4 protein-coding genes are annotated in these 4,807 nt (G+C 30.8%); 2 read left to right on the top strand and 2 right to left on the bottom strand.

What is annotated here, in order from left to right:
* Positions 1-66: 66 nt before the first annotated feature.
* Positions 67-537, bottom strand: coding sequence for a DUF1810 domain-containing protein (locus Q0616_RS07010; protein WP_298776063.1), 471 nt, complete (start codon positions 535-537; stop codon positions 67-69).
* Between the two features lie 216 nt (positions 538-753).
* On the opposite strand from Q0616_RS07010, the gene Q0616_RS07005 reads away from it, so the two are divergent.
* Positions 754-1,431 (top strand): hypothetical protein, encoded by a 678-nt coding sequence (locus Q0616_RS07005; RefSeq protein ID WP_286484240.1) that lies wholly within the window; start codon positions 754-756, stop codon positions 1,429-1,431.
* A 55-nt stretch (positions 1,432-1,486) separates the two neighbouring features.
* Here Q0616_RS07005 and argS read toward each other — a convergent pair whose 3' ends face one another.
* Complete coding sequence (gene argS, locus Q0616_RS07000) at positions 1,487-3,259, bottom strand: arginine--tRNA ligase (RefSeq protein ID WP_284583773.1); 1,773 nt, start codon at positions 3,257-3,259, stop codon at positions 1,487-1,489.
* Between the two features lie 109 nt (positions 3,260-3,368).
* Here argS and Q0616_RS06995 point away from each other — a divergent pair, with 109 nt between their 5' ends.
* Complete coding sequence (locus Q0616_RS06995; protein WP_260543350.1) at positions 3,369-4,724, top strand: DEAD/DEAH box helicase; 1,356 nt, start codon at positions 3,369-3,371, stop codon at positions 4,722-4,724.
* Positions 4,725-4,807 lie beyond the last annotated feature (83 nt).

Genomic DNA, 4,807 nt, shown 5'->3' with positions numbered 1-4,807 from the left:
ACAAAGAAAATAATCAAAAAATAATTCTTAATAAATAAAAAAAATCTCGCAATTGCGAGATTTTTTTTATTTATTCATTTGTTTTAGAATAGACAATGTTTTTTTATCTGTCTGATCTGCATAAAAAAACTTCAACACATCTTTGATAATTTTCTCTTTTGGAGCGATGAAGTTAAATAAAGTCAAGCTCGATTTTAGTTTCATTGCATCATTTTTTCCAAAAATTAATTGAGGAATAACTCCTTTATGACGCATTAATAGTACAGACAAAACTTCTAAATAATTTTCCCAAAGTTCTTCATCCTTCACAAAAGCTCTCGCTTCTTCTTGTGAAGAAATCGAAAACTCTAATGACGAATCACTCGAACCTAAACCAGCAAGTTGAGGAAACATAAAAACCATCCAATTCGTTTGCTTTTTCCCGGCATGAACTTCCATCAAAATTTCGTCGTACACAAAGCTTTGTGCATCATGAAATCGTTTCAAATTAAATTTATCGTTTGGATCTTTTTGTTTGATTAAATCTCCTATTTTCATCTTTTATTTACTAAAATAAGGAAGCAAAGATAAATCTTAATTTAGTAACAAACTTATAATTATATTAGACAATATTTATTATTTTTATTTTTTATTCAACTAATTATGAAATTTCACTTAAAAAACTTATCACTTCTACTTCTCCTATTTTTAATTACCAATTCTTGTCAATTTTATAGCAATACAAAAGAATACAAAAAAAGCGCTGTTGTATTTATGGACAACATTATGAATGGCAAGATTGATGAAAACATTGATTTATTTGCTTTAGAACATGAAGGAATGAAAAACATGGATAAAAATGTTTTGAACGAAGGTCTGTATCAATTCAGAACTGATATGATATCCCAATACGGAAAAGAGGTGGAATTTACTTTTTTAGGCGCAAATAAACATTATTCGACCAACAACAATACTATTCCAAATTCTACAAATGTTAATATATTATTTCAGAATGATAAAAATTATGGTATTATAAAATTCATTTACGATGATAATACCAAGAAAGTTTTAAATGTAAGTCCAGAATTTTCTAATCAACCTCTGCCTTCAATGGTGTTATTTTATGCTGTTGCAATTATAGGTTTAGCGATTCCTATTTTTAATATTTATGTGTTTAATATGATCAGAAAAAGTCAATTAAAACTTAAATGGTTAAAATATATTGCTTTAATATTTTTAAATTTTCCGACTATTAAATATGCGCCATTAGATGGTTTTGATTTTCAGTTTTTTAATTTTCAGTTGCTTGGTTATGGTTTCAACTTTGCATCAATCTTTTCTACTTTAGCAATTGCCTTACCAATCGGTGCGATTTATTGGTTTTGGAAATTAAAGAAGATTCAAAAAGAACAAGAATACAATCAATTCGCTGAACAATTGATAAATGAATAAAAAAAATGCCTCATCAATCATGAGGCATTTTTTCTATATTTATTTTATACAATAATTACATTCTTTCTGGAACACCTATTCCTAATAAACGTAACGAATTTTGAATTGTATTGGCAACCCATTGAGAAAGATACAAACGGAAATTTTTCACATTTTCATCTTCATTTTTCAAGATTGGATTATTTTGGTAGAACGAGTTAAATAATTTCACCAATTCGTACACATAATTCGCAATCAACGCTGGACTCATTTCCACAGCTGCTTTATTAATCGTATCTTCAAAATCATATAATGCACGAATAATTTCTTTTTCTGCATCATTCAATTGAATAGAATTTGCATCAAACTCTTTTGGAGATTCTTTTCTCAACAAAGATTGAATACGTGCAAACGTATATTGAATAAATGGTCCTGTATTACCATTAAAATCTACTGATTCTTTTGGATCAAATAAAATACGTTTCTTCGGATCTACTTTCAAAATATAATATTTCAAAGCTCCCATCGCAATTGTTTCGTACAATTCAGCTTTTTCATCTTCCGATAAGCCATCCAATTTACCTAACTCTTCCGAAATTTCTTTGGCTGTTATGTATACATCTTCCATCAATTCGTCCGCGTCGACAACTGTACCTTCACGAGATTTCATTTTACCATTTGGTAAATCAACCATTCCGTATGATAAATGATGTAAAGCATCTGCCCAAGAAAAACCTAATTTTTTAAGGATTAAGAATAAAACTTTGAAGTGATAATCTTGCTCATTTCCTACAACATACGTCAATTCTTCTAACGTTGGATTGTTCTTGAAACGCTCTACAGCAGTTCCTAAATCTTGTGTTATATAAACTGAAGTTCCATCTGAACGTAAAACTAATTTCTCATCCAAACCATCTTCAGTCAAATCAATCCAAACAGAACCGTCATCTTTTTTGAAGAAAACACCTTTGTTTAAACCTTCTTCAACAATATCTTTACCTAAAATATACGTATTTGATTCGTATAAATATTCGTCAAAAGCAACCCCAAGACGTTTATATGTTTTCGCAAAACCATCGTACACCCAACCATTCATCGTTTGCCATAGCTCAATCACTTTCGGATCATGTGCTTCCCATTGGCGCAACATTTTTTGAGCTTCTAAAAAAATTGGAGCCTCCTTTTTTGCTTCTTCTTCCGTTTTTCCTTGCGCTACCAATGCTTTGATCTCTTCGCGGTAATGTTTATCAAATTCTACATAATATTTTCCAACCAAATGATCGCCTTTCATATTTGTAGATTCTGGTGTTTCATCATTTCCAAATTTTTCCCATGCAATCATCGATTTACAAATGTGAATCCCACGATCGTTGATAATTTGTGTTTTGATCACATTATTTCCTGCCGCTTCTATAATTTGAGCAACCGAAAAACCTAACAAATTATTACGAACATGTCCTAAATGCAGCGGTTTGTTTGTATTTGGAGAAGAATATTCTACCATCACAGTTCTCGAATTCTCGTCAACTTTCGTAATTCCGAATGTAGCGTTTTGAGCATTTTGAGCAAAATTTTCTAAAAAATCTACAGAATTTAAGCTCATATTCAAGAAACCTTTTACAACATTAAATGCTGTAATTTTATTATTTTCGACCAAATTTTCACCGATTTTAGTACCGATATCTTCTGGTTTACCTTTCAAAGTTCTAATTAATGGGAAAACAACTAATGTATAATCACCTTCAAATTCTTTCCTTGTAAACTGAATTTCAACAGATTCTGGGTTAATTTGATAAACGTTTTGAATCGCTTCTAAAACATTCTGTGTGATGTATTGTTTTAAACTCATTTTATTCCTTTTTACTTAATCGAAATGCAAAAGTACAAAGATTAGACGAATTTAAACGGATTGCTCATTGAGTTTTTAAGAATTCATCAAGAAAACTTATCTTTGCCAAATGAAAGCTACATTCGCGGATTTCGAATTAACAAAACAATTGAATTCAGCTTTAGAAAAGTTGAATATCACAACCCCTACTCCAATACAAGAAAAATCGTTCAGACCGATTCTTTCTGGACGTGATATAATGGGTATTGCACAAACAGGTACAGGTAAAACATTGGCTTATTTATTGCCTTTGCTGAATACCTATCAATTTTCTAAAACAAATCAACCAAAGATTGTTATTCTGGTTCCGACTCGCGAATTAGTGGTTCAGGTGACTGATATTTTAGAACAATTAACTGAGTTTATCAATGTTCGTGTGCTTGGTATTTATGGAGGTGTTAACATTAACACACAAAAATTATTGGTCTACGAAGGTGTCGATATTTTGGTTGGAACACCAGGACGTGTATTGGATTTAGCGATTGACAATATTTTATCATTCAAAGAAATGAAAAAATTAGTGGTGGATGAATTTGACGAAATGTTAAGTTTAGGTTTTCGCCCGCAATTGATTCATTTGTTTACCATGATGAGTGATAAACGTCAAAACATTCTATTTTCTGCAACAATGACTGATCAAGTTGATGATATGTTGCATGAATACTTTAAAAATCCTGTCGAAATTTCTTTAGCTCGTTCGGGAACACCATTAGAAAAAATAGCTCAAGCAGCTATTGCAGTAGAAAACTTCAATACGAAATTAAATTTAGTTAGCTATCAATTAGAAGATAAAGCAAAATTTGAAAAAGTTTTGATTTTTGCAAACAATAAGAAACATGCAGATTTAATCTTTAATCATTTAGACGAAATTTATCCTGATGAATTTGGTGTTATACATTCGAATAAATCGCAAAATTATCGTTTGAGAACGATGGAAGCTTTTTCTCGAGATGAATATCGTGGTATTATTACAACTGATATTATGGCGCGTGGATTAGATATTCCTGATGTAACCCATGTTATCAACTTTGAAATTCCTGATGTACCAGAACAATATATTCATCGAATTGGACGTACAGGTCGTGCAGATAAAAAAGGTGAAGCTATTTCTTATTTTTCTGAAAAAGAAATTGAACGATTAGATGCTATTGAAGAATTGATGAACAAAGAGATTGATGTACTTCCCTTCCCTGAAGACAAAGTAAAAATTAATCCTGTAAAACGTGAATTCGAAAAAGAAGTTGTAAAAATGAAAGCGCTTACAACTGTAAAAATTGAAGAGCGTGGCGCTGCTTTTCACGAGAAAAAAGATAAAAATAAAAAGGTGAATTTAGGTGGTCCTACAAAACGTAAGCCACCAAAATCTAAACCTAAAAATCGTGGTCAGCAAAAACAAAAAGCAAAAGCACGTAAAAAAGGAAAATAATAGAAAAGCGACCAATAGGTCGCTTTTCTTATTTTAAAATGTGTTTGAACGGCATTGATATCATCCTTGACCAAATAAACATA

This window comes from uncultured Empedobacter sp. (assembly GCF_937930195.1).
In the GTDB taxonomy this organism is placed as follows: Bacteria; Bacteroidota; Bacteroidia; order Flavobacteriales; family Weeksellaceae; genus Empedobacter; species Empedobacter stercoris.
Note: the sequence above shows the minus strand (reverse complement) of the source record. Positions and strands in the feature narration are given on the sequence as shown.

Bases quoted from the DNA above. Each gene is read 5' to 3' on its own strand.
- Q0616_RS07010 (WP_298776063.1), bottom strand. From the start codon at position 537: ATGAAAATAGGAGATTTAATCAAACAAAAAGATCCAAACGATAAATTT.
- Q0616_RS06995 (WP_260543350.1), top strand. From the start codon at position 3,369: ATGAAAGCTACATTCGCGGATTTCGAATTAACAAAACAATTGAATTCA.
- argS (WP_284583773.1), bottom strand. From the start codon at position 3,259: ATGAGTTTAAAACAATACATCACACAGAATGTTTTAGAAGCGATTCAA.
- Q0616_RS07005 (WP_286484240.1), top strand. From the start codon at position 754: ATGGACAACATTATGAATGGCAAGATTGATGAAAACATTGATTTATTT.